Source organism: Bacillus haynesii (assembly GCF_001969855.1).
Classification (GTDB): domain Bacteria; phylum Bacillota; class Bacilli; order Bacillales; family Bacillaceae; genus Bacillus; species Bacillus haynesii.
In genome coordinates, this window is sequence record NZ_MRBL01000013.1 from 1 (window position 1) to 24,077 (window position 24,077).

The window sequence follows — 24,077 nt, forward strand, 5'->3', positions numbered from 1 at the left end:
TTGAACCATGCGGTTCAATCAAGCATCCGGTATTAGCCCCGGTTTCCCGGAGTTATCCCAGTCTTACAGGCAGGTTACCCACGTGTTACTCACCCGTCCGCCGCTAACCTAAGGGAGCAAGCTCCCATCGGTCCGCTCGACTTGCATGTATTAGGCACGCCGCCAGCGTTCGTCCTGAGCCAGGATCAAACTCTCCATGAAATAATGGAGCGCAGATTAAGTTCGTCACATCCTGTGACAACATCTGCATGACCTGCATCGTGCAGGCCCCTGACTACGCACACTCACATGTGCGATTTATAAAAATGAATTAACAGGTACGTTTTGTCTTGTTTAGTTTTCAAAGATCATCCTGAAATTGGAGCGGGTGATGAGAATCGAACTCACGACATCAGCTTGGAAGGCTGAGGTTTTACCACTAAACTACACCCGCATTGCGAATATATGGCGCGCCCGAGAGGAGTCGAACCCCTAACCTTTTGATCCGTAGTCAAACGCTCTATCCAATTGAGCTACGGGCGCTTCATCAGGCGACTTAACTATAATACTATGAATATCAGTTAAAGTCAAGAATTTTTTTGAAGTTTTTCTACCGAAAGAATGAAGTCTTTTTCGTTTCGACTTTATCCATTATACACATTTTAAGGTTTTTGTACACCCTTTTAAATGATGAATATCATATCGGTGTTTCGAAGCTGTAACTTCGTTGTCTCAGCGACGAATAATAATATACCATGTCTCCAACTCATCCGTCAACACCTTTTTTCATTTTTTATACCTCTAAAAAAATAATGCTTACATCCATTCATATTAGATGACGTTTCACTGGACCTTTTCATCTTATGTGATGTTTTATTGAATGTTCCCCACTTCATCAAGAAATATACGGAACCGAAGCTATATATCATTAACCTCGACATTACTCTTTCACGGTCATTTAATGAAGCTTTTATTTTCAGAACTGCTTTTAAGAGATCCTCAAGACGCCTCCGGATACATTACTTTTGCGCAACATATACAAAAATGCAGGCAGAAATCTTTGTTACGTAAAGATTTCTGCCTGCAAACTTCAAATACTTTATCTATAACTCCACCCGCATGCCCCTTAACAATTCAAATTGTCACCCGCTGATTTTAACGTCAGCATCGCTTTGTTCTTTTTCCGATTTGTAGTTGCGGAAATTATGCTCAAGTTGTTCAAGCGTGAGACCTTTTGTTTCAGGAAGGAATTTTTTCACGAATGCAATGGAAAGAAGTCCAAGTCCGACAAAAATGTAGAATGTCGATGATAGCCCGATCGCATCAAGCAGTATCGGGAACGAAAATCCGACAAAGAAATTGACGATCCACAAACAAAACACAGTGACGCCCATCCCAAGGCCGCGCACGCGAAGCGGGAATATTTCAGAAAGCATCAGCCATGTCACAGGAGAAATGGCGCCTTGTTGGAACGCAAGGAAGGTTACAGTCAGCGCAAGTACGACATACGGAAGAGCAGCTGAACCTTGAAGGGCGTTTGAGAAGATGCCGATCAGCAGCAAAGCTGATGTCGTCCCTATTAAACCGGTCAACAGCATCGGTCTGCGTCCAACCTTCCCTAAAAGCCAAATCCCCACGAATGTCGCCAAAACTGAAATGACACCGTTTGCAATATTTCCGATAAGTGCAGCTTTTGTTTCAAATCCGGCATTTTTGAGAATTTCTGTTCCGTAATACATGATAGAGTTTACACCGGTAATCTGCTGAACGACGGCGATCCCGATTCCGAGAAATACGATTCGGCGCACCCAAGGAACAGCCAGGTCCTTATAATTCGCTTTTTTCATTTCCGATTCTTTCATGACTGCAGATTCGATTTCAGCAACTTCCGAATGTGCCCTTTTTTCCTCGCGGATTCTTTTCAGAACACCCAGCGCCGCTTCGTTTTTCCCTTTAGAGACAAGCCAGCGCGGACTTTCGGGCATTCTCAGCATACCAAAGAACAAGAATACAGCCGGGACTGCGGCAATGGCCAGCATGTAACGCCAAACATGGGAAGAATCGCCCATTGTGGTTCCAAGGATGGCATTGAAAGTGAATGCCAAGAGCTGTCCGGAGACAATCATTAATTCATTTTGGGTAACCATTCGTCCCCTTTTTTCTGAAGGTGACATTTCAGCCAAGTAAGTCGGTACCGTAACAGATGCTCCCCCTACAGCAACTCCGAGCAGGAACCGAGAGATGACCATAATCGTCACATCAGGTGCAAGGGTACATCCAAGCATCGAGAAAAAGAAAAGTACAGCTAGAAAAATGATGTTCTTGCGGCGTCCAATATAATCGGAGAGCCTTCCGCCGAACACTGCTCCCAATGCAGCTCCCAAGAGAAGCGAACTTGCGACCAGCCCTTCTGTAAATGCAGTCAGGTTCAGCTGATCTCCTTCAGACATATAAGGCAAGGCTCCGTTGATCACTCCGGTATCATATCCGAATAGAAGCCCGCCGAATGTCGAGACTAAAATAATAGTACGCAAAAATGATTTCTGATTTCCCTGTTCATTCATATTGATTTCCCCCGCCTTTGTTTACATGAAAATTGATTTATTTCCAAAGGTTTTCGAAACATCCTTAATAGGAGCTCATTTCTTTTCCTAAAAGCCTCATATCTAACTTTTGAAGTCTCGTCCCGACAACCCCTCCTTAACAGAAAATTGAAAATTTTATTTTGATGGAAGCTGAAGCTTCCGTACAACCAATTACCCAACGGAATATTTTGGAATCGCTTTCATTTTGTATTCCGTTTAAATAAATTGTTATGTTATAGTGATGTTTTTGGTACATCTTTGTTAGGTCTGATATTATCATAATTTTAAAAGCGCTTTCAGTCAACATAAATTTCAGAAAATTTATCTTTTTTTATTGAGAAAAAGCGCTATTAACTGCGAAACGATAGGAATTACAGCCAATTCACATGGCTTCATTTTCTTTTTTTATTATTTATCAGCATTTTTTCACTCTTGTCATTTTATAGTGATCTTTTTGTCACTTTTTTGTGACGTGTAGAATTTTAGTCCCAATAAAAAAATACCAAGGGGCTCCCCCTCAGTATTTTTGCCTGTCAGCAGCGGACATTTCAATTATCTGTGAATAGCAACATGAATCAGCTTTCCTTTAACCGCAAGGCGTCCTTCGGTTCTCACGGCTTTGTCACATGTCATCAGCGTAATTTCCTTTTCTTTCGTCTCTTGAATCACATCTGTGTCCATTTCAGAAATGAATTGTTTGGACGTTACAGCGTATATATAGTCTTTTTTAAAGTCTGTGATTTTAACGGTATCCCCTTTTTCAATGTTGATAAGGGGGCCGAATAAGAGGCTCTCCCGCTTCATATGATGTCCGGCCAGCGGGTAGTTGCCTTCACCCATTTTCTGATCAGGACGCATTGTTGTCGCTCCGTAAAGAAGATTTTGATTGGTTGTGCCTTTCAATATCGGCAGCTTGATATTGACGCTGCTTATCGTAATCCGGCCGATGACCGCTTTCGACTCACGATCGAGACCGGCTGTTACTGTTTCGATAAAAGAAGGCGGCTGAATCGCGTCAAAATCAAATGACGCCTTTTGCGCATTGTTTTGTTCCGCCTGTTCAGCAGTCAATTCAAAACTTTTATTCTTGCTGAGATTGATGATGATGCTTTCTTTAATGAAAGGAGATAAGACGAAGAGTATACCTGATATGACAAGCACGGCAACGATCATTTTTTTATACATGCCTCACAGTCCTTTCTAACCTTAATGTCAAATGAATGAATGCCGTTTTTTTAAAAAAGCACCTGACCAATGATCAGGTGCTTCAATGATTCGTTTACGCCTTTCTTTGTTTCTTTCTTGTGAAGAAAGCGAAGGCTCCTCCAGACAGAATCAGCAGGATGCCGATCATGATTGGAATGATGCTGTCTGTGTCACCGGTTTTCGGAAGCGTATCTTTCAAATGACCGTTGTCATTTGTTTTAGGATCTCCGTTCGAAATGCTGTCCGATGTGCCTTTGTTATCTGTTTTAGGGCCCCCCAGGTTGCGGTCCGGTGTGCCCTTGTCAACAGCCGGCGTTTTCAGTTTTTCATTGGACGCGATGATCTCGACCGGTTTTGTCTGTCCTTTTTTAATTTCAAAAGGAATCGGTGTTTCATCCAGCTTGTAACCGTCAGGCGCCTTCGTTTCGACAAATTGATAGCGCCCAGGTGCCAATCCCTCCGCTGTGAACTGCCCGTTTTGATCCGTAATCCAGACTGCCGGCAGCTTTTTCCCGTTGCCTGCGGCTTTAACAGGCTTTCCATCGGCATCGAGCAGTTTGAATTCGGCTCCTTTCAAAACGGCCGTTTTATCGTTGCGGTCAACTTTCGTCAGTTTCGCATCGCCCGGTGTCAATTGGTTCTCAGCAGTCATTTCGATTGGCTTTGTATCAGTATTTTTGACTGTGAACGATATTGGCGTTTCATCCAATTGATAATGCTTAGGCGCTTTTGTTTCGACAAACTGGTAGTTACCAGGCTTGAGGCCGTACACTGTGATCCGGCCGTCGGCGCCTGTTGCCAAACCGGTTTTCAGCACCTTGCCATTTTCATCTGTCAAATTGAACTCCGCCCCCTGAAGTCCGGCGCTCTTGTCATCCTTGCCGACTTTTGTGAGGATAACGCTGTTTTTCTTGTTGACAGCCGTCAGTTCAACCTGTTTCGGCTCACCTTCGTGTTCCCCGGTAATGGAGAACGGGATCGGATCTGTTGACAGCAGGTAGCCGTCAGGAGCATGTTTTTCAACAAATTGATAGCTTCCCGGCGCCAAACCGGCAACCTCGATTTTGCCGCCTTCTTTTGAGATCAAATCATCTCTGACCGTTTTGCCATCGCTGTCAATGATTTTAAACACGGCTCCTTCTAATCCATTGCCGTCTTCATCTTTTTTCTGCAAGTAAACCGAACCTTTGTAGTTGACAGCTGTGCCTGCATCGACATGTGCAGGTTTTCCTTTAGCGGAATCCGGGATGAGAAACTCTATTTTTCCGCTGTTCAATACAAAACCAGCGGGCGCTTTCGTTTCTACGAAAGCATAGCGCCCAGGCGCCAGATCTGAAGCAGTAACGGTTCCATTTTGATCTGAGACCAGTTCTTCCTGTACGGTATTCCCGTTTTGATCTACGATCTTAAAGAAGGCGCCTTCAAGCTTGCTGCCTTCCGCATCTTCTTTTGTTAAATGAACCGAGCCTTTATGATTAACGGCTGCGCCTGCATCTACCGGCTCCGGTTTCCCTTCAGCTGAGCCCGGGATGGCGAATTTTATTTGATCGGTGTTTAACATAAAGCCCTCAGGCGCCTTCGTTTCCACGAAAGCATAGCGGCCAGGCGCAAGGCCTGAAGCTGCGATTTTCCCGTCTTCATCAGAAGTAAGCTTTTCATGAACGGTATTCCCTTCATGATCAACGATCTTAAATTCAGCACCCTTCAGCGTGTGGCCTTCCGCATCTTCTTTTGTCAGATAAACCGAACCTTTATAGTTGACGGCTGTGCCTGCGTCCACGGATTCCGGTTTTTCTTCAGCGGATTCAGATATTGTAAACTCGATTTCCTTGCTGTTTAACACAAAGCCCTCGGGCGCTTTTGTTTCGACAAAGGCGTAGCGGCCCGGCGCAAGATCAGATACCGCGATTTTCCCGTCTTGATCTGAGGTGAGCTTTTCATGAACGGTTTTGCCTTCATGATCGATGAGCTTGAATTCAGCCCCCTCTAATTGACGGCCTTCTGCATCTTCTTTCGTTAAATGTGCTCTGCCTTTATAGTTGATCAATGTTCCTAAATCAACGTCAGGCACTTGATTCTTATCATTCGTTTTGACGGAGAAGCTGATTTCTTTTGTATTTACGAGATATCCTTCAGGCGCTTTCGTTTCCAGCAAACGATAATCGCCGGGCGGCAAACCGTTGATCTCAACTTTTCCGTTTTCGTCGCTCTTAATATTCGTACGTATTGTCGTAAAGGCGCCATCCCCGGATTTTTTCTCCAGCTTGAACATGGCTCCTTCCAAAGGATTCTTTTGTTCGTCTTGTTTGATAAGCGTCACCTTATTCTTCTCGTTCACGACTTTGTAAAGCGCCCCGGCACTGGAAGAGCTGCTGTTAATCTCAACGGAAACCCCGTCTGCATAAGCGTCGCTGATCGTATATCCGTCAGGCGCCTGGATTTCTTTTAAAATGTAAGTGCCGTAGCGGATATTGCCGAATGTCAGCTTGCCGTCGTCGTCAGTCGTTCCTGTCCGCAGGAGCTGCTCATTATCTTTTGTCCGCAATTGAAAATCTGCTCCGGCAAGCGGTGTGCCGTCTTCTCCCGTTTTAAGGATTGTCAGGCTTCCTCTTTCACCTGAACCTGAACCGCCGCCGCTTGAAACGGCAACAAAGACCGAGCTGTTGTTTTCCTGGGTCTGTTCCTGAACATTCGTTCCTGAAATCGACACTTTGTTGTTAACATGGCCGCTCGTGCCGGCAATATTGATCAATGATTGGTATTGAATAACATAGGCGCGGTCGATTTTTTTGTAATCGCCTGTAAATTTCAGGACAAATGATTGTTCACCTGTTGCATTGTCGGTCTTGATATCCAGTGTATAGTCCTCGCCTTTCTGAAGCTGAACATCATCTGGGACAAGATTTCCGCTGCTGTCTTTGACTGCACCTTTTTCATCATATTTAGCCTGATAAACCTTAAAAGAATCTTCAGCTAAAATTTGGTTGGTATCCGGAGTATCGGTGACTTTTACGTCCTCCAATACCGACTGGCTCGCGTTGACATTGATGCTCCAATCGACATAACCACCGTTTTGTTTGCCTCCTTTGAAAACGAGGCTTCCTCCGTCTGCGACCGAAACGGATGCCGTCAACTCACGCTCTGAATATCCGGCATTATGGTATGTCGCCTTGTTGGTGTAAGGTTCATGCTTAATGACCTGTCCTTTAAGCGATGTTTTAAATTCAATAAGATACGGGACGGAATCGTCCGTTTTTAAATGGACAGTCAAAGTTTGTTTATTGTCAGCCGACGGCTCTTCCACATCATATTGGGAAGCGGGCAAGATGTCTCCTTCTGTGATGGAACCGTCTTTATTGACTGCATAGCTCTTCACGATAACTGATCCTTTAACAAATTGCTGGTCATCTGCTAAAGAATCTTTAATATAAGGATTCTTTGACGGCTCTCCATTATAGTTGAGGCCGATTTTCCACGTGATTTCTTTTGTAACAGCGTTGTATGAGCCGTTTTTGAAGCCGTTGTGGGATGTCTGGCGATTCGGCGTGAAACTGCTCGTTTCCTTATTTCTGCGTTCAGTGCTGCTGTGATCAGTCCAGGTTGATTCAGCCGTGTTTTTGACATTTTCGTTGGAAAAGTCGGCATTCATATTCGTCGTATACGTGATCTTAAACTGGCTGTTTGTTGTCGCATAATCTCCGATGAGTTCCAGGAGAAAACCTTCATGATCCGGTTTTATTGTCAATGTGTAGTCTTTGCCTTCTTCAAGCGTTTTGTTATTCGTCACATCCTGAAGACGGAATGATCCGTCGAGGAGCGTGAGCCCGCCGCTTTCGAAATTGTCATCCAACTTCCAATTGTTCATCGTGTAGTTGTTTTTGTTGATTGTGATCGTCCAATCGACCGTTTTCTTCTGGTAATCAATGTTTGAATAGCCTTTTATCAAATTCTGCTGAATGGCTGTACCTGAAGCTTTCTTTGATTCCCCTGTTCCAGTCACTGCGGTGTTCGTATATGTTGTTGATTTATCGATGATCACTCCGCTGTTGACCTCGGTTTGATACGTGATTTTGTAAGCTCCGGTAACATTTTGGTTAAATTTGATTTCAAACCCGCTTCCAGTATCGGAGAGCGTATAGTCCTTGCCTTCCGTTAGAGGCGTTCCCGCCTGCTCACTTCCGTTTTGATTGAAAGAAATCGGAATCACTTTCAAAGAATCAGAAACAAGGTGCAAATCAGCGGAACCAAACGAGTCCGTTATGCTCGCCTTGGATTCGTCAATCTTTTTCTCTCCATAGTTATATAAAATCGTCCAGCTGAAAGTCTGTGAATCGCTTTTATAACCTGTCGACGATTTTTCGATCATTTTCCCGTATTTGGCTGTGACAGAGGCCTCTGCAGAAGCCGGTTCCAGATTGTCTCCACCGAACGTTGCCTTGTTCGTAAATGCAGCGTCTCCGCCTTCGTTCGGTTTTGCGGAGTCATCGATGTCCGTCACATAGATCAGGCGATAAGCCGAATCTATGTCACCGTCAAATGTGACATTCCCATTTGCGTCTACGGTGTAGCCTGACAGAACTTCATCTCCTTGGCTGACTGAACCATCTATGTTGACATCCAACTGATAAACTTTGACAGAACGATAGGTCAATCCTTCCGGAAAGTTCTCGGTCAGCTTGGCATTTTTGACCTGATCCAATTTTTTGTTGAGGTCGACTGTCCATGTGACTTGCCCCGGGTTGATGCCTTTATCAAAAGTTCCGGATTTATCAATGGTTTTGCTTACTTTTGGTTTGAAATAAACCGTTACTTCCGGAGTGTCTGATTTCACCGGGAAAGGAATCTTTTGAGTCGTCGAGCCTTTTATTTTTTGCGCGTTGAACTGCGTATTGACAAACAATGTCCCTTTGACATTCGAATCTTCTTTCACTTCGCCGTTAAACGTCATCACAACATGGCCTTTTGTATCAATTGAAAAATAGCCGTACGTGATGCCGTCTGAGCTTAATGGCTGATTCGGAATATCGTTGTACATAATAAAAGCTTCAGGCAGATCAAATTCATAGCGATCACCGTCGTTTATCGTCTTTCCGAGCTCATTCGGGATGTCCCAAGTGATTGAAATTTTTGCCGGCGAATTCGTGTCGGCTCGGTTGCTTTTGTCATAAGGCTTTCCGTGCTCATCTGTCAGCGTCACGCCGGTTAAAATATTTTGGGTGATTTGATTGCCGCCGGACGCAAGTCTTCCGGCTGCTGCTAGTCTTGAAGATGCTGCCGGTTTTGAATCGCTGCTCTCAGCGTCGGCAGATGCTTTTGTCTTCGCTTCCTCTTGGTCCTGTCCTCCTGAAGATTTTGATTGATCGTCTGCTGCTGCCTGATCGTCCTCAGATGACGGAGCATCATTTTTCGCCGTTTCAGATTCGGAGCCTGTATTCACAGGTATGATCACTTGCTGCGTCTTGCCTGCTCCGAGTTGAAAGAGAGCTGTGACCGTTTTTGTATCGCTTTTCACATCTGCGGCAAACTTTGCTGACAGTGTGATGGACCCTTTTGCCCCGGCAGAACCCTCGGCTGAGCTGTTCAAAGATACGGTAAAAATGTTGCTGTCCGCTTTCACTTGATAGCTGCCGATGATCTGCTGATCTGCCGATTTCACATCTCCCTCGGCATCCTGAACGAATTCGAAGCTTTTAGGTACCTCTACAGTAAAACTTTTTTCGGTGCCGGCTTTTTCATCGTTTTTTAACGACCACTCGTATGTGAGTGTCACTTTGTCACCCGGCTTTAATGCTGGTTCGTCTCCCTTTGAGCCGTCAACCGTTTGACCTTCGCTGTTTTTGATTGTCACTGAATCAAAAAACACGCTGCCGCCTGTTGACGTTCCGGCAGCCACTGCCGTCAGCGTAAAGCCGACAACTTGACTGAAGATCAAATACAATGCCAGGCAAGTGACCAAACATGATTTCAGTCCTCTTTTTTTGCTGAGGCTGAACGAATATTTTTTCGATCTCAAATTGTGATTCCTCCCCTTTTATAATGTTTTTGTGTACGGATCGATTGTGCCTGGAAAAGGACGGCCTCCCTCCTGAAAATTTTTTTCTATTTGCAGAATGACAGGCTTTTAAAATCGTTGCTGTATGTTTAGCGGCGGTAATCAAGATGTCGCGGGTATGAATTTTGCTTTATGTCAGCTGACATCATCCGAACCAAACTACATTGTATGGGATGGAACTATACAATTTCTGAACATCGGCATGTAAGCTCAAAATGGCATAAAAAAAAGACCGGCTGATCCGGTCCTCATGTTTACCTTTTAATTCATTTTGTCCTTCATTTGTTTGTAGCGTTCATACTCCTTGATCGCTCCTTCGACATTCCCGGTTTTATTAAACAGCTGCATCTTGTATTGGATGATTTTATGATCGAACGGTTCGATTTTCTCGACCAGCAGACATATATCAAGCGCCCGGCGATAGTCTTTTTCATGAATAAGGAAATCGACCAGTTCATAAGCTTTTCCAAGCCATATCCGGGCAAGCCGCGTCTTTTCCGATTCTGCCCACAAATAGCCGTGTTCCATAAAATAATGGTTTTCATATGCAAGCAGCAATTCCATGTCTCGGTTGATCGTCGCCATATGGATTGGAGGAGCCTCTTTCAGCGACTTTTCCCATTCGTCAGTATCCACTTTTACACCGGAAATCCGGAGGACATATCCTGTGTCAGTCTTCTCGATGGATTGGACGAAAGGAAGCCTTTCGATTAATTTTCTGATTTGATAAATCGCCGTATATAGCTGGGTGCTTGCTTTAGAGACATCGTGATCCGGCCAGAACAGATCGATCAACACGTCTTTGCTGATCACATGGCCGTGGTGATGAAGCAAATACGCGTAAATTTCGCGGGCTTTGGACGTTCTCCACTTAACGGGTATATATGTTTTGACATCCTTCTCCGTTTTGTAAAATTGCAAACTCCCAAAACATTGGATGAAATAGTCCCCTCCGGCATTTTCCGCTGAAGCCTTTAGCAAGCTGTTTTCCCTGATCCGTTCAACCGTCTTCACGAGCCGGACGTAATCGACGGGTTTGAGCAAATAATCTATCGCATTTAATTCAAACGCTTTTATGGCAAAATCGTTATAGGCCGTGATAAAAACAACCTGAATGTTTTCATTCATCGATTGAATCGCTTCAGCGAGCTCAATCCCGTTGATCCCCGGCATTTCAATGTCAAGAAACACCGTGTCTATATCCTGAATATCCGGATACTCCAGAACATCAGCCGGATCTTGAAACATTTCAATGGATCGAAAGCAATTTGTTCGTTCAAGCATATTTTTAAAATGAAGCAATGCCAGTTCCTCGTCATCCACAATTAACGCTTTCACGACACACCCACCCCATTTTCATCGAATCATCTGGAAATTATTATAATGATTATATCATGTCTATGGCACTATTTAGTTGGATTCATTTTCTTAATCTTGTCGTTTATTAACATTTAAGAGTACAATATTCATAAGATTCGACAAGACTGCAGCAGGTGGAATGAGGAGTGCTGATGTTGAAAAAGCTATTTGTTTTCATTTCGATTATTCTCGGCTATGCCGGCTTCTTTTTTATTTTCTTATTCATTAACAATCAATTGTCCGATCAAAACTACCCTGAAGCGAAGCAAGGAAACATCAATCTGGAAACATGGGATTTTCAGAAAGACGGGAACATCGCGCTCACCGGAGAATGGACACTATACCGAAACCAGCTTCTCTCGCCAAAGGCCATCCATTCAGGCAAAGGAAAAGCCCCCATTTATTCCGATGTGCCTAACAATGTCAAACTTACCGATTCAGGAAAAAACGTGGATTACGGTACATACAGACTGACGATCCGGTCAAAGCAAGACAATGAGATGTTCGGAATCAGCACCTCTTTTATTAACAGCGCAAACCGAATTTATTTCAACGGCAAATTGATTGGACAGAGCGGAACCCCTGCAAGCAAAGCGAATTTCACGGCGCAAAACAGGCCATATACGAGTTTTTTCGAAATTCGCCGCGGGGACAACGAGCTGATTGTGCAATTTTCAAACTTCAAAAAAACACCTTCATGGGGGATAGAAAAACCGATTACCTTCGGAACGCAGCAGCACATTTTACACCAAAGCAAAATTTCTTTTTTTAATGAAACCAGCATGATCACGGCATTCTTCATTACCGGTTTATACTTTCTCGGCTTTTTCCTGCATCGAAAAAAGGATAAGCACTTATTCTTTTTTTCGACGATGTGTCTTCTTTTTTCGGTCATTGTGCTGTTAATCGGAAGAGAACGAATCATCTTTCTTTTCTTTCCGTCTATTTCATTCTCAGCTTTAAGCGTAATGAGGGCGACCACAATGGTGCTTGTCAGTATCGCGGTTTTTCTCTATCTCTATTTCGCTTACAGAGAAATCGTTTCAAAAAAATGGATGATCGCCGCGACTTCATTTTCTGTACTGGTTTTGATGATTGATTTTATATCCTGGGGTTTTACAGACCGTCTCGCATATATATTGCATTCCGTTCTTGCCGTCACGACTTTGATTTATATTACGTATGTGTTTGCGATTTCCGCTCTTCGGAAAATGAAAGGCAGCCTTTATCTTACGATTGCAGCGATCTCGATGAGCGCATTCGTCATTTTAACGACCGTTTCTGCCTACAGTGGCAAAAGAGGCTTTTCATTCAGCTCGCTCTATGCCGTGCCGTCGATCATCGCTTTGCTGGCGGCTGTTCTGATGATGGCGCAGCAATTCGCAGGCGCATTCCGCGAGAATGAAGTGCTATCCTTGAAATTGCTCAGAATGAATCGATTAAAAGACGAGTTTATCGCCAAAACATCACATGAATTTAAAACACCGCTGAACAGCATGATTAATATATGCCAGACCCTTTTGGCACGGAAAAGAAAAAGAATAATAGAGGAAGAAAAAGAAAATCTGCAGCTGGTCATCCGCATGGGATACAGGCTCTCCAGCCTCGTGAATGACATTCTCGATTTGGAAAAAATGAAGCAGGGCATGCTGCAGATTCAGGCCGTTCCTGTCGATACCCATTCGGCGATCAGTACGGAAATGGATTTCTACCGGCTGTTGTCAAAAAATAAAAATGTCCGGATTGTAAACCGGGTTCCATCCGGACTGCCGCTCGTCTTGGCTGACGGAAACCGCTTCCGGCAAATCATGACCAACCTGGTTGATAACGCCATCAAGTATACGCCGGAGGGACAAATTACGCTCTCTGCCGAGAGGCTCAATCAAAAGATGGTCAAAATTACGGTAGCGGATACCGGAGTCGGCATCCCAAAGGCTGTCCGTCAATCGATATTCGAATCTTTTCAACAAGCAAAAAACCATAAAGACGACGGAGCCGGACTCGGTTTAAGCATCGTCAGACAGCTCGTTCAGCTTCAAAATGGAGAGATCTGGGTAGAATCGGAAGAAGGGAAAGGATCGGCATTTCATTTCACACTGCCTGTCGCAAAGGATGATTCGCTTTCTGAGACGAAGGAGAACATGCCTCAACAGCAAGCCGTCAGGGACGTGCCCGATGTTTCAATAAGCACGCCCTATTACTCAAAGAAAATGGATGCTCCAACTGTTCTGATCGTTGATGATAACATCGAAAGCTTAAAAATTTTGGCTGATATGCTTGAAGGCGTTCCTTATCAAGTCATCGCAGCAAAAAGCGGTCAAGAGGCTTTCGAAGTCATCTCCCGTTCAAAGCTGGACTTGGTGATTTTGGACCTGATGATGCCGGATATGACAGGGTTTGAAGTGTGCATGAAAATCCGCGAAAGGTTCACAATGGTGGAACTTCCGGTTCTGATCATTACGGCAGCCATCATTGACCATGATAAATACAAGGCTTTTCACGCCGGGGCAAATGACATTTTGCAAAAACCGTACAACTACACTGAATTTGCAGCCCGCATTAAAAACCTGATCATGATGAAAGATACGGCAGCTCAGGCGACCAATATGGAGATGGCATTCCTCCAGTCGCAGATCAAGCCGCACTTTCTTTTCAACGTATTAAATACAATTATCGCGCTCAGTCATTTGGATATTGAAAAAGCGCGCGAAGTAACGGCTGATTTTACAAACTACTTAAGAATGAGTTTTGATTTTCAAAATACATCAGGCATGAGTTCTTTCAAACATGAACTGTCGATTGTGAATTCATATCTTTCTATTGAAAAAACACGCTTCGGTGATCGGCTGAACGTCATTTATGATATTGACGAAGATATTGACTTTACCCTTCCGCCATTAATGATTCAGCCTCTTGTCGAGAATGCCGTCCACCACGGCATCAGTAAGAAAAGAGGCGGAGGCTGGATCAGGCTGACGGCAAAAAAAGAAAGCGTAAACCGCTATTATATCAAGATAGAAGACAACGGCATCGGCATGCCGCCGGAAAAACGACACGATGTCTTTTCTTCTCATTTCACTCATAGCGTCGGTATGAAAAATATTAACCGCAGACTGAAACACTTCTGCGGGAGCGAACTGAATATCGAAAGTGCGCCGGATGGCGGGACAGCTGTCTCAATGGTCATTTCTATCAATGAATCGGCGGATGTTTCAGACTCCGCCATCCAACGGGCGCCTCTGTAACAGCAAAAGGACGGAATCACTTGATTCCGTCCTTCACCTTTACCGCTCCCCCTGTCTTTCCCGCGTTAAGGCAAAAAAAGCGAGAGAGCCGATCACAGCAGTGATAAACATGATCGCACCCATTGGAACGGCCGTTGTTTCATTCATTCCAACGAGAGGCGAAACGATCGAACCGAGCAGCAGCGGAAGCATGCCGAGCATTGCGCTTGCACTGCCCGCACGGTGCCCCTGGTTTTCCATCGCCAGCGTAAATGTGCTTGTCAACGTCATTCCGATGGTTATCATATAGATAAAGATGGAAATGACAATCGTTGCAAGCGGCCCTTTTATGATCGTCATCGTCAGGAGAACAGATGTCGCGATGACAGCGGTAATAACCGCAATCCGCAAGAGCTTCCTCTCATGAATGATTCCCCCGAATCGCCCGATGATAAAGCTTCCCGAAATAATGGCGAGGCCGTTAATACCGAACAGCACGCTGAACACTTGAGGAGAAACCCCATAGATATCCTGATATACAAAAGGCGTTCCGGATACGTAGGCAAAGCTGCCTCCGTGAATGAAACCGACAGTCAGCGCATAGCCGATAAAGGACCGATCCTTCAACAAGCTCCCCATCGTTTTGAGAGACGAACCGATTGAGCTTGGAATCCGTTTTTCGGGCGGCAATGTTTCAGTCAATTTCATCGAGATAACGAGCACCAGGAACAATCCGATCAATGCTAACGTATAAAAAATCGTATGCCAAGTAGCGAACGGCAAGAGCAGGATGGCTCCCCCCGTCATCGGCGCGACCATTGGCGCAACCGCGGTGATAACCATTAAAAGCGAGAAAAATTTAGAAAGCTCTCTCCCTGTAAACACGTCCCGTACAATGGCGCGTGACAGCACAATTCCCGCCGAAGCGGTAAACCCCTGTAAAAAACGGGCAAGCACTAATGTCGCGATATTCGGTGACAGCGCGCAAAACAGTGAAGACAGCGCAAACAGCGAAATCGAAATGAATAAAGGTTTTCGCCTTCCCTTCGCATCGCTCACAGGCCCTATCACGAGCTGGCCGATGGTCAGGCCGATCAAGCAAGCCGTTAAGCTGAGCTGCACAAGCGACGCACCGGCCCCCAGGTCCTCCGCTATTTCAGGGAAACTCGGCAAATACATATCGATATTAAGCGGTCCCAGTATGGCAAGCATTCCGAGCAGAAAAGCCAATGACAACCGCTCTTTTCCAACAGGATTATGAAGCATAAACATATCAAAACCTTTCTATCAACCTAGTTAACATCTCTGTTTCTATTGTTACAGGCTGCAAAACATTTGTATATTGTACCATATTTTTTGAACAGTGAAAGGCGGTTGCATGAAAAATAATGCTTTCCCAATTGACTTTATTGCCATACAAAAAAGGCCTCCTTAAGGAGCACCTCTTTTTAGATTATTTCATCGCTTTGACGATAAGCGATGCCAAAGCTTCAGCACCTTTCGGCATCAGGTGGACGCCGTCTGGGGTGAAATATTCGGGATGTTGCAGAGCTTCAGCGTGCCAATCGACCAATGTCACATTTTGACGGCTGTCTGCATGCTTCCGAAGCGATTCATTCACCTTGCCCTCCCATTGGCGGGGTACGCGCGTGTTCACGAGATAGACGTCGGCTTTTGAGAAAGCATCAAGCAAAGCGTCCAACTGACCGTCCGTAAAATAGCCGTTTGTTCCCAATTCAATGACGACTGCTTTGTCCGGATGATTAAAGGAAGCGTAGGTTGATGTCAATTGAAGTGCTTCCCTCACTTGCCTTCCAACCTGTCCGTCGATTGTGATTCCCGGAATTTTCCGGCGCAGGCCGGAAGCGATGTCCAGCATGACCGAATCCCCGACAGCCAATACTTCTTTCTCGATACGATCCGGCTCTTTTTTTTCTGCAGAATGCTCATCTTTCGTATCTGACGATTCATCCCCGTCTCCGGCTTTACTCTCATTTCCGCTTTCAGCTTGTGCTTTCTTTTCATCCTGCTGTTCTTCACTTTTGTCAGCCGGCTGATCCGCAGAGGCGCTTGTTTCCTCATAGGATTTGGAATAGGTCTGCTGCGGCTGTTTCTTTTCGTCGGCCAATCCGGAAAGGCCTCCTGCAAAAATGAGAAGTGCGGCAAACATCAGTCCGATTGATATTTTGCTTGGAACGGAAGCCGTTTTCCATTCGGTGATCTTATCCAGAAAAACCCGGCTGACAAACGGTTTAAAACCGTCTTTTCGGATTGGCTTCTCGATAAAGCGATACGAAAGTTCCGCCAGAATAAACGTAACGGCGACCTTAATCACAACATGCCAGTACACCGGATTTCCAATCTCTTGAACAGGCGTGCTCAGCACAATGACGGGATAGTGCCAAAGATAAATGCCGTACGACCTTTTCCCGATCCAGCGCAGCGGCTTCACGGAAAGGGCAAAGCCCAGGAAGCTGCTCGGATGACTGACGCATGCAATCAAAATAGCTGCGATTATGCTGATCAGAAGCATTCCGCCGTGATAGAGAAACGGGCTGAATTCATCGACAAAATAAACGCCCATCATAAGCAGCGCAAAAGCGGCAAGCTCAGTTCCGTGCAATGCATGCTTAAGGCTGTTTGGGAGCCTGTTCCCAGAAAGCCTTTTCATCGGCCACACAAGGGCTAATGCGCATCCGATCAACAGCTCGAAGGCGCGTGTATCCGTCCCGTAATACACGCGGCTCGGATCGCCGCCAGGGACGTACAGGATGCTCATCCATATGGCTGAACAAAGCGCACACAGTACAACCGCCGCTGCCAACCTCTCCCGCTTTTTAAATATGTAGATGCCCAACAGCAAAATGATCGGCCAGATGAAATAAAACTGTTCTTCAATCGCCAGTGACCACAAGTTTTTTAAAGGAGACGGCGATCCGAAACTATCAAAATATGACAGGTCGTGAAAGATAAACCACCAATTGCTGACATACAAAAGAGAGGAGATCGCATCTCCCCGTACGGTATGCATCAGCTCTCTGTTAAATAAAGCGACCCATATGACGGTTGCGAAAATCATGATCGTCGCCGCTGGAAGCAGCCGCCGTATCCGGCGCACCCAAAAATCGCGGAATGTGAGGGAAATGTCATTTCCATACGCTGGCAGGATAATCGATGTAATCAAATATCCTGATAAAACAAAAAAGATATCAACCCCAATGAAGCCTCCGTCGGCCCAGCTCATGTTGAGGTGGTAAGCGATAACCGCCAAAACGGCAAAAGCCCGAAGCCCGTCTAACCCCGGTATGTAACGGTGTTGTTGTGTCTGATCTCGCATGGTATTCCTCCAATGATATGTACGTACGGTTCTTCTGTTATGTTTCGCGCCTTTTACGGCTCCGATATTATAGACGAAGTCAGGACGGTTTTTTGTTTCAAAAAATCGTCATTTTATTTTCCCTGAATGATGCCGTCTCTCTAGTATAAAAGTTTCCAGCAGAATATGTTGTTACAAAGTTGTAAAAAAGTAAGAAATCCATGATTTCGGGGAATCATGGATTTCTTTGACTAGCGGATGTAGCGGTCGCCGATCAGCAGGTTCGAAATCGCCTTAGTCGGAATTTCAAACTCTACTGTGCCCATATAGCCGGGAGCGACTTCATAATCGTCAAACGAAATCACCAGTTTATGATTCTCTGTAATGTAAAAATTTTGGTCGGCCTTGATTCTTTTGAATGGCTCGACTTCCTCGTCATCAACCCAATATATTTTATCAGGATCATCTTTCATTTGCTGTTTCATTTGTTCTTTAATGTTTTCGCTGATGGCTGTGATATACCGGTCGTCTTTAAACAAACTCTTCAAGGTAAGCAGGATTTCATTCTTTTTGTCAATGGTGATATAGCGCCGTTCGGTATAGCTGGACGCTTCCGTTCTTTCGACGCTTCGCCGAATTGAAATCAAATCCTTCGTATCCGTGACTGTCTCATAATCGCTGTAAATGCTGAGATGCCCTTTTTTATTCCGGGACGTCTCCTTCATGAATTCCCGGTAAAGCTGATGGCTTTCCTTTACATATTTCTCGTTGATGCCATTTTCAAGCTCCCGGTTATTCAGGCCGGACAGTGCCGGTGTTTTCACGTCCATGCTCGATTCTCCATCTTTCTGTTTGATCTCGGTGAATGTGATGGCTTTAACGACCTTGCCGATGACGGGTATCCGCGACATGGCCTGCGCTGCGCCGGGATTGATATTCACGACGGCAGCCAATAGTACAGCAGCCGCGACCAGCGTTGATGCGGGCCATACCACCATCCTTCTCTTCTTCTTCGGTTTATGCTGAAGCGCAGTTTCGACAACCTGATCCAGCTCCTTCGGAATGGGGACGTTTTGATATGCTTTTTTCAGCTGTTCCAATTTCTTATCCATTAAGAAAGATCCTCCTTCGTCAATTGGATGCGCATAAGCTTCAATCCTCTGTAAAGGCGCGTTTTGACCGTACTCAAGTTTTCGCCTGTGATTTCCGCTATCTCTTCCAGTTTGAGATCCTCGAAAAATCGCAGAACAATAATGGTATGGTAGGGTTGCGGCAACTCATCAAGCGCCTCATGGAGATCTGTATCCCGGTAGGTATCTTCCTTGCCCCGGCTTAAAAACTCGATCGTTTGATCATCCATAACCTTTAGTTTTTTCTGTTTACGCAAAAAATCGATTGCCGTCCGCACCAAAATTTTGTAAAACCAGCTTTTAATCGTATCCGGATTGCGAACGGAATCGACGGAATCGAGCGCTTTTTTGATTGATTCCTGAACAATATCTAAGGCGTCTTCTTGATTTTTCACATAACTGTATGCCAGCCGGTAAAAGTCTTCTTTCCGGTCTGTTATGCAAGCGACAAGAGACGCTCTGGCTGCTTGTTTCTTCATTGCAATAAAGAACTCCTTTTTCGAATATACGTATATAAGGCTGTTACATTAGGATAGACGCCGGAGCGTGAAAAATAGTTTGCGGACTGGTCATTCTTTTTAAAAATATTTTATCATCAAGTGCCGGCAATCTGAATTTCATTTATAATGAATAGAAAATTCGAAGGAGTTGATCACGTGGCAATCATCAGAATGCCGGATCATGCAACGTCTCATGCAAAGCCTGTTATCGGAAAAGGCGATACTTTGCATGGGGTGGACAAATAAAATCGCCTGAGAGTAAGCTTTTCTGGTAATCGGCTTTGCCTCTTATTTTGCAATCAAAGGAATAAGGAGCTGGCAAACATGGCATACGTAAAGGCTGCCGCTGTTCTACCTGAAAAGCTGATATCGGAAATTCAAAAGTATGTTCAAGGGGAAACGATCTACATTCCCAAGACTGAATCCGCCCGCCAAAAATGGGGTGCACGTTCAGGAGCAAGAAAGCTGATCGATGATCGCAACACTTCGATAAAAAAGGCCTTTAAAAATGGCAAAACGATTGATCACTTAGCAGCGGAACATCATCTTTCCATCGAAACGATTAAAAAAATCGTTTACACAAAATAAACTGGAGCACTGATCCTTGTGATCGGTGCTTTTTAATATGGCGAGTTTGTTTATTAGCTGATTTCTGCATTTTCTATGCTTTCGCCGTCATGTAATGTAAAAGTGATCATGCAACGAGAGGAGAATATTGTCATGAAACACGGTGTATTGGAAGTACCTGGAGCAATGCTCTACTACGAAGTGCGCGGCTCGGGGCCTGTCTTGCTTATGATTCACGGTGGCAACGGCGATGCAGAATCATATCCGATTGCAGACCGCCTATCCGACCGTTACACGGTCGTCACATACGACCGCCGCGGGCATTCCCGCAGCAGGCTGGAAGACCCGAATGAAAAATACCAGGTTTCCGCACACAGCGATGATGCGAGCCGGCTGCTGGCCGCTCTGACGGATGAACCGGTCTATGTATTCGGCTGCAGCTCCGGCGCGGTCATCGGCCTTGATCTTGCTGTACGCCATCCTGAACAAATCCGCATGTTGGTTGCACACGAGCCTCCGATCCCGCAATTGTTGGCCGGCAGTGATCGCGCCAAAGGGTTCGAGAGCTTGGAGAACCTCGAAAAACAATATAAACGAAGCGGATTACAGGCTTTAGAAGCATTCGCAATAGCGATGGGGATCACTTCCTCAGCCCAGCCGGAGCGTCCAACATCCCGAACGGAGCAGTTCATGGCCAACATCGATTATTTTATCCTGTCCGAGGTGCCGGGTTTAAGAGAATATACACCCGACATCGGCAGACTTAAAGCTTCATCGGTTAAGGTCATATCAGCCGGCGGCATTGATTCGCAAGGCTGTCTCCCGTACAGGTATGCAGAAGCATTGGCTGGTCATTTGGGAACGAAAGTGGTCGATTTTCCAGGCAATCATGTGGGATGCGTTTTATACCCGGAGGAATTTGCCGAAAGGCTGGACATGGTTTTTAGAAGGTTTAACAACAAAAGTACCAAGGGATGAAACCCTTGGTACTTTTAATCAATCCGCCGTTCACAGAAAGCGTATGGCCTGTAATCGGCATACGCTTTTTCAATTCAATTGCATTCCTTCATTGATACTCTACATCAACCTAAATAAACATTCCTAAAAGGTTAGCATTTTGAGAGCTGCAAAATTTGCTCATACGCATTCATATAAAGGACAGGGTCGGGATCTGCTCCTTTTTTCTTCGGCACGTTAAAATCCGACAATACAAAATGATGTTTTGGCTGAACGTCATGCTTAGCTAAACAGCTCTTGACACAGCATAAAGGGCAGCCGTCAATCGCAATGATATCCCGCCCGGATTTTGCTGTTTTGACAAGCGGTTTCACATCGCCGCCGACTCCGGCAATGCACGACATTTCGGCCATTTTCTCCCGATCCATTTTAATGGCGATCATGTTGGCCGTTTGCGCGGCCGAGGAACACCCGGAGCACGAATACACTAGAGGCAGATCAGTTCTTTTCATCGGTTGACACATCCTCTGTTTTTCTTTAGTTTCGCCGGCAAAAAAACTATCATTTACTCTACATGAGGTGCACGATGAAAACTGTGAGCTAGATCACTTTTTCCATTTCACTATATGAATCAAACAGCTCATACTAAAGGATGCGAACCCATCTGCTTCACGCTCCTTTTCCGTATTCAATGATAACGGTGAATACTCGCCTCCTGATCCCTTCAGTCAATATATGGTGGCCTCAGGAAAAAGATCAGGGGCTTAAAGGCCCCTGTGATTTGTATGAAAAATTTGCGCCGGCTTTTTAAAGGCGAACCGAATGATCCATTCGGCCAACGCGATGCAGATCGCAATCGCCCCGTAAACGCCTATCGTGTAGCTGATGTCATAGATCATGTCGAGTCCTTTATGGCACACGAAAGTGATCAAATGAATGAACATATTGGTAAAGCAGAATAAGTAACTGCGAATCATCCAATTCCGGTGCTTGCTAAACTGATTTCGCCGGGCTTTGATGACGGAAATAACAGTGGCCGCTGGCCAATACATGTTCACCATGTTAAAGGCTATGCTGACGGCTTTCCCTCCCGTAGAATGCGGGGCCATATAGCCTGACGACAGCGTCACAATCATCACGCAAACGACGTAGACCCAGCCGTTAAGCCGGTGGATTTTGCGGCCTTTGGTCAACAAGGCGCTGGAGAAGTTGACAGCTCCCGAAACCATCGCCAAACAAGCGGCAATGACATGAACATACATCACCTTCAGCCAGATCGGGAGGTGAAAGGATTCCCGCAGATGAGATTTATGGCTCAGAAAGGATGTTGATTGCGGATCAAGAATTAAATTTTCAAACAAAGTATACAGAACATACACCGCGATTAGAATCAGCATTGCCGAAAAAACCGATTGACTGCGTTGAAATTTGTTTTTGTTCAGCTTTTGTTCCTCTTAAAACATCATGCTCTTTCAATGCCTATATTGTATCACGAAAGCGAACGTGCGCAGCAGCTTGGCGTTTTAAACCCGCAATGACAAAACCTTTTCCATTAAAAACAAGCCGAGTACTGTTTCTTGCTTTGTTCGGACCTGTGTTTTCCTCGAAAACCAGTATAACTCTGTCATCTTTTGCGGCATACTTTTGAATGATGTCTCTGCTTGAAACGTAATCGACAATAATAGATGAATTCTATCCCACAGGCTGATATGATCAATTACTTCAAATTTTAATGTTATAATAGATTTTAAAACATGCGGGGATCAGGCTTAAAAAATAAAAATGGAGACATACATAAAGTGACAGAAGATGTAACTGACAACGATATACACGAACAAAAATTATCGAGAGGCCTGAAAAACAGGCATATTCAGCTGATCGCCATTGGCGGGGCGATCGGAATGGGGCTGTTTCTTGGTTCGGGGAAATCAATTCATTTTGCAGGACCGTCGATTTTATTTGCTTATCTGATGACGGGAATCATTTGTTTTTTCATTATGCGTTCTCTCGGAGAACTGCTCTTATCCAATTTGGAATACCATTCGTTTGTCGACTTTGTAAGAGACTACTTAGGCGACATGGCGGCATTTATAACAGGGTGGACTTACTGGTTCTGCTGGATTTCGCTCGCAATGGCCGATTTAACGGCGGTCGGGCTTTATACCCAATACTGGCTGCCGGATGTACCGCAATGGCTGCCCGGATTGATCGCCCTGATCATTTTGTTGATCATGAACCTGGCAACCGTCAAGCTTTTTGGAGAATTGGAGTTCTGGTTCGCATTAATCAAAGTCATTGCGATATTGGCGCTGATCGTAATCGGCCTTTTCATGATCTTCAAAGGATTTTCCACCCATTCGGGCACTGCCGCCTTTCACAACCTTTGGAGCCACGGCGGCATGTTTCCAAATGGACTGCACGGATTTCTCCTTTCATTCCAGATGGTTGTCTTTGCGTTTGTAGGCATCGAACTTGTGGGACTGACAGCGGGGGAAACGAAAGATCCAGAAAAGGTCATTCCTAAAGCGATCAACAATATCCCCGTCCGGATTTTGCTTTTTTATATCGGTGCGCTCCTTGTGATCATGAGCATCTATCCGTGGGATGTCATCAATCCTAATGAAAGTCCGTTCGTCCAAGTCTTTGCAGCGATCGGCATCATTGCGGCTGCAAGCATCATCAATTTTGTGGTGCTGACATCGGCGGCTTCGGCAAGCAACAGCGCAGTCTTCAGCACGAGCCGGATGATATACTCGCTTGCGAAAGAACATAATGCGCCCGGCGCTATGACCAAACTGACCTCCCGCAAAGTGCCGAGCAATGCATTGTTTTTCTCAGCGGTCGTGATTCTGATTGGCATAACGCTGAACTATATCATGCCTGAACAAGTGTTCACGCTGATTACGAGCATTTCGACGATATGCTTCATCTTTATTTGGGGCATCACCGTCATCTGCCATTTGAAATACCGCAAAACAAGACCGGATTTAGCGAAAACAAACAAATTCAAGATGCCGCTTTACCCGTTTTCAAATTATGTAATTCTCGGTTTTCTTGCGTTTATCCTCATCGTGCTTGCACTGGCGCAGGACACCCGTGTTGCTTTATTTGTCACGCCGGTTTGGTTTATCATGCTGATCGCGATTTACAAGCTGAGGAAACCGAAATCACAGGAAGTGTAGAAAAATGCGAATCGCCTGCA

Annotated in this window: 14 protein-coding genes, 2 tRNA genes, 1 rRNA gene and 1 pseudogene; 5 read left to right on the top strand and 13 right to left on the bottom strand. The window is 45.1% G+C overall.

Features of this window, described 5'->3' with window-relative positions:
• The 7 genes from BTA31_RS11320 to BTA31_RS11350 all read right to left on the bottom strand — a co-directional run.
• A 16S ribosomal RNA gene (locus tag BTA31_RS11320) occupies positions 1–201 on the bottom strand; the annotation flags it as partial.
• A 158-nt stretch (positions 202–359) separates the two neighbouring features.
• Positions 360–433 (bottom strand) — tRNA-Gly (locus BTA31_RS11325).
• A 12-nt stretch (positions 434–445) separates the two neighbouring features.
• A tRNA-Arg gene (locus BTA31_RS11330) sits at positions 446–522 on the bottom strand.
• Between the two features lie 599 nt (positions 523–1,121).
• On the bottom strand, positions 1,122–2,543 hold the full coding sequence (locus BTA31_RS11335; protein WP_076791606.1) for a sugar porter family MFS transporter: 1,422 nt from the start codon (positions 2,541–2,543) through the stop codon (positions 1,122–1,124).
• A gap of 573 nt (positions 2,544–3,116) precedes the next feature.
• Positions 3,117–3,749, bottom strand: coding sequence for a class A sortase (locus BTA31_RS11340; RefSeq protein WP_076791608.1), 633 nt, complete (start codon positions 3,747–3,749; stop codon positions 3,117–3,119).
• Between the two features lie 94 nt (positions 3,750–3,843).
• Entirely contained in the window at positions 3,844–9,783 is a 5,940-nt protein-coding gene (locus BTA31_RS11345; protein ID WP_076791611.1) for a SpaA isopeptide-forming pilin-related protein, read from the bottom strand.
• A gap of 300 nt (positions 9,784–10,083) precedes the next feature.
• Positions 10,084–11,160: a response regulator gene (locus tag BTA31_RS11350; protein WP_076791613.1), complete on the bottom strand. Its 1,077-nt coding sequence runs from the start codon at positions 11,158–11,160 to the stop codon at positions 10,084–10,086.
• A gap of 803 nt (positions 11,161–11,963) precedes the next feature.
• Between BTA31_RS11350 and BTA31_RS23320 the strand changes: the two are divergent.
• Both BTA31_RS23320 and BTA31_RS23325 read left to right on the top strand, forming a co-directional pair.
• Positions 11,964–13,229: pseudogene (locus BTA31_RS23320) on the top strand (sensor histidine kinase); the annotation flags it as partial.
• 162 nt (positions 13,230–13,391) lie between these two features.
• Positions 13,392–14,426 carry a response regulator gene (locus BTA31_RS23325; RefSeq protein ID WP_422109653.1) on the top strand — a complete coding sequence of 345 codons (1,035 nt, stop codon included), beginning with the start codon at positions 13,392–13,394 and terminating at the stop codon, positions 14,424–14,426.
• Between the two features lie 39 nt (positions 14,427–14,465).
• Here the strand turns inward: BTA31_RS23325 and BTA31_RS11360 are convergent, their stop codons facing one another.
• The 4 genes from BTA31_RS11360 to BTA31_RS11375 all read right to left on the bottom strand — a co-directional run bounded on the left by BTA31_RS11360 (position 14,466) and on the right by BTA31_RS11375 (position 19,330).
• Positions 14,466–15,671: a Bcr/CflA family efflux MFS transporter gene (locus BTA31_RS11360; protein ID WP_043926367.1), complete on the bottom strand. Its 1,206-nt coding sequence runs from the start codon at positions 15,669–15,671 to the stop codon at positions 14,466–14,468.
• Positions 15,672–15,858: 187 nt separating this feature from the next.
• Positions 15,859–17,742: an acyltransferase family protein gene (locus BTA31_RS11365; protein ID WP_076791616.1), complete on the bottom strand. Its 1,884-nt coding sequence runs from the start codon at positions 17,740–17,742 to the stop codon at positions 15,859–15,861.
• A gap of 230 nt (positions 17,743–17,972) precedes the next feature.
• A complete protein-coding gene (gene rsiV, locus BTA31_RS11370) occupies positions 17,973–18,833 on the bottom strand; it encodes an anti-sigma-V factor RsiV (protein ID WP_076791618.1) in 861 nt (286 codons plus the stop codon).
• Complete coding sequence (locus BTA31_RS11375) at positions 18,833–19,330, bottom strand: RNA polymerase sigma factor (RefSeq protein WP_043926340.1); 498 nt, start codon at positions 19,328–19,330, stop codon at positions 18,833–18,835. Before BTA31_RS11375 ends, rsiV begins: the two co-directional genes overlap by 1 nt.
• 345 nt (positions 19,331–19,675) lie before the next feature.
• On the opposite strand from BTA31_RS11375, the gene BTA31_RS11380 reads away from it, so the two are divergent.
• Positions 19,676–19,939, top strand: a complete 264-nt coding sequence (locus BTA31_RS11380) for a CD3324 family protein (RefSeq protein WP_043926341.1) — start codon at positions 19,676–19,678, stop codon at positions 19,937–19,939.
• Positions 19,940–20,071: 132 nt separating this feature from the next.
• Positions 20,072–20,896 carry an alpha/beta fold hydrolase gene (locus tag BTA31_RS11385; protein WP_239693180.1) on the top strand — a complete coding sequence of 275 codons (825 nt, stop codon included), beginning with the start codon at positions 20,072–20,074 and terminating at the stop codon, positions 20,894–20,896.
• Positions 20,897–21,027: 131 nt separating this feature from the next.
• Here BTA31_RS11385 and BTA31_RS11390 read toward each other — a convergent pair whose 3' ends face one another.
• Positions 21,028–21,387 carry a putative zinc-binding protein gene (locus BTA31_RS11390; RefSeq protein ID WP_043926343.1) on the bottom strand — a complete coding sequence of 120 codons (360 nt, stop codon included), beginning with the start codon at positions 21,385–21,387 and terminating at the stop codon, positions 21,028–21,030.
• Positions 21,388–21,639: 252 nt separating this feature from the next.
• A complete protein-coding gene (locus tag BTA31_RS11395) occupies positions 21,640–22,272 on the bottom strand; it encodes a DUF2306 domain-containing protein (RefSeq protein ID WP_076791621.1) in 633 nt (210 codons plus the stop codon).
• 402 nt (positions 22,273–22,674) lie between these two features.
• On the opposite strand from BTA31_RS11395, the gene BTA31_RS11400 reads away from it, so the two are divergent.
• Positions 22,675–24,057: an amino acid permease gene (locus BTA31_RS11400; RefSeq protein ID WP_076791624.1), complete on the top strand. Its 1,383-nt coding sequence runs from the start codon at positions 22,675–22,677 to the stop codon at positions 24,055–24,057.
• Positions 24,058–24,077 lie beyond the last annotated feature (20 nt).

Excerpts from the sequence above, each read along its gene's own strand:
- BTA31_RS11335 (WP_076791606.1), bottom strand. The coding sequence starts at position 2,543 with ATGAATGAACAGGGAAATCAGAAATCATTTTTGCGTACTATTATTTTA.
- BTA31_RS11340 (WP_076791608.1), bottom strand. The coding sequence starts at position 3,749 with ATGTATAAAAAAATGATCGTTGCCGTGCTTGTCATATCAGGTATACTC.
- BTA31_RS23325 (WP_422109653.1), top strand. The coding sequence starts at position 13,392 with ATGGATGCTCCAACTGTTCTGATCGTTGATGATAACATCGAAAGCTTA.
- BTA31_RS11360 (WP_043926367.1), bottom strand. The coding sequence starts at position 15,671 with ATGCTTCATAATCCTGTTGGAAAAGAGCGGTTGTCATTGGCTTTTCTG.
- BTA31_RS11365 (WP_076791616.1), bottom strand. The coding sequence starts at position 17,742 with ATGCGAGATCAGACACAACAACACCGTTACATACCGGGGTTAGACGGG.
- rsiV (WP_076791618.1), bottom strand. The coding sequence starts at position 18,833 with ATGGATAAGAAATTGGAACAGCTGAAAAAAGCATATCAAAACGTCCCC.
- BTA31_RS11375 (WP_043926340.1), bottom strand. The coding sequence starts at position 19,330 with ATGAAGAAACAAGCAGCCAGAGCGTCTCTTGTCGCTTGCATAACAGAC.
- BTA31_RS11380 (WP_043926341.1), top strand. The coding sequence starts at position 19,676 with ATGGCATACGTAAAGGCTGCCGCTGTTCTACCTGAAAAGCTGATATCG.
- BTA31_RS11385 (WP_239693180.1), top strand. The coding sequence starts at position 20,072 with ATGAAACACGGTGTATTGGAAGTACCTGGAGCAATGCTCTACTACGAA.
- BTA31_RS11390 (WP_043926343.1), bottom strand. The coding sequence starts at position 21,387 with ATGAAAAGAACTGATCTGCCTCTAGTGTATTCGTGCTCCGGGTGTTCC.
- BTA31_RS11395 (WP_076791621.1), bottom strand. The coding sequence starts at position 22,272 with ATGCTGATTCTAATCGCGGTGTATGTTCTGTATACTTTGTTTGAAAAT.